1 protein-coding gene is annotated in these 2,261 nt (G+C 36.6%); it reads left to right on the top strand.

From position 1 onward, the window contains the following. On the top strand, window positions 1–2,261 hold a 2,261-nt coding region (gene adhE / locus I4V51_RS20725; RefSeq protein WP_195990330.1), incomplete at both ends, for a bifunctional acetaldehyde-CoA/alcohol dehydrogenase.

Here is a 2,261-nt window from a genome sequence, read left to right as displayed (position 1 = left end):
GAAGCACAAAAGAAATTCGCTACTTACACTCAAGAACAAGTAGATGAAATTTTCAGACAAGCAGCTTTAGCAGCTAACCACAACAGAATTAAGTTAGCAAAAATGGCTGTAGAAGAAACAGGAATGGGAATCGTAGAAGACAAGGTTATAAAAAATAACTTTGCTGCTGAATATATATACAACCAATACAAGGATATGAAAACTTGTGGAGTTTTAGAAGAAGATAAAACTCACGGAATTACAAAAGTTGCAGAACCAATCGGAGTTATCTCTGCTATCGTTCCAACAACAAACCCAACATCAACAGCAATATTCAAGTGTTTAATAGCTTTAAAGACTAGAAATGCTATAATAATCTCTCCACATCCAAGAGCTAAGAACGCTACAATTGAAGCTGCTAAAATAGTTTTAGAAGCTGCAGTTAAAGCAGGAGCTCCAGAAGGAATAATCGGATGGATAGATCAACCATCAGTTGAATTATCACAAAACGTTATGAGAGAATCAGATATAATCCTAGCTACAGGTGGTCCAGCAATGGTTAAGGCTGCTTACTCATCAGGAAGACCAGCTTTAGGGGTTGGAGCAGGAAATACTCCAGCAATCATTGATGAAACAGCTCATATTAAAATGGCTGTAAACTCAGTTTTACTTTCTAAGACATTCGATAACGGAGTTATCTGTGCATCAGAACAATCAATCGTTGTTTTAGAACAAGTATATGATGAAGTTAAGAAAGAATTAGCTGAAAGAGGAGCATACATCCTTAAAGGCGAAGAAATAGATAAAGTAAGAAAAGTTATCTTAAACGAAAAAGGTGGATTAAATGCTGACATGGTTGGTCAATCTGCTTATAAGATAGCTCAAATGGCAGGAGTTAATGCTCCAGAAAGTGCTAAAGTATTAGTAGGAGAAGTTACTTCAGTTGAATTAGAAGAACCATTCTCACACGAAAAATTATCTCCAGTATTAGCTATGTACAAAGCTACATCATTCGAAGATGCCTTAAATAAAGCCGATAGATTAATCGAATTAGGTGGTATGGGTCATACTTCAATACTTTACACTGATCAAGTTAAGAACAGAGATAGAGTATTAACATTCGGAGAAAGAATGAAAACTGCTAGAACATTAATAAACATGCCAGCAGCTCAAGGTGCTATCGGAGACTTATTCAATTTCAAATTAGCTCCATCATTAACATTAGGATGCGGATCATGGGGAGGAAACTCAGTTTCAGAAAACGTTGGTCCTAAGCACTTAATTAACGTTAAGAGCATTGCTGAAAGGAGAGAAAATATGCTTTGGTTTAGAGTTCCAGAAAAAACTTACTTCAAATACGGTTGTTTACCAGTAGCTTTAGCTGAATTAGGTGAAATGGGTAAAAAGAAAGCATTCATCGTAACAGATAAAGTATTATTCGAAATGGGATACACTAACAAAGTTACAGAAGTTTTAGAATCTCAAGGAATTCAATACAAAATATTCTCAGATGTTGAACCAGACCCAACATTAAGATGTGCTAGAGCTGGTGCAGCTGAAATGACTAGCTTTGAGCCAGACGTTATAATCTCTCTTGGTGGTGGATCAGCAATGGATGCTGCTAAAATCATGTGGGTTATGTACGAACATCCAGAAGTTAACTTCCACGATTTAGCTATGACATTCATGGATATCAGAAAGAGAATATACAGATTCCCAACAATGGGTGAAAAAGCTATGATGGTTTCAATAGCAACTTCAGCTGGTACAGGATCAGAAGTTACTCCATTCGCAGTTATCACTGACGAACAAACAGGAGTTAAATATCCATTAGCTGACTACGAACTAACTCCAGATATGGCTATAGTTGACGCTGAGTTAATGATGACTTCACCTAAGGGATTAACAGCTTGTGCTGGTTTAGACGTATTAGTTCACTCAATTGAAGCTTACGTTTCAATAATGGCATCTGAATACACTAACGGATTAGCTTTAGAAGCAATCAGATTAGTATTCAAATACTTACCAGATGCTTACAATGAAGGAACAACTAACATTAAAGCAAGAGAAAAAATGGCTCATGCATCTTGTATGGCTGGTATGGCATTCAGTAATGCATTCTTAGGAATCAATCACTCAATGGCTCATAAATTAGGTGCATTCCACCACTTACCACACGGTATGGCTAATGCATTAGTTATGAACGAAGTTATAAGATTCAATGCTGAAGAAGCTCCAACTAAGCAAGCAGCATTTGCACAATACAAATATCCAAATGCATC

The organism is Clostridium sp. D53t1_180928_C8 (genome assembly GCF_015667795.1).
Taxonomy (GTDB): Bacteria; Bacillota; Clostridia; order Clostridiales; family Clostridiaceae; genus Clostridium.
Note: the sequence above shows the minus strand (reverse complement) of the source record. Positions and strands in the feature narration are given on the sequence as shown.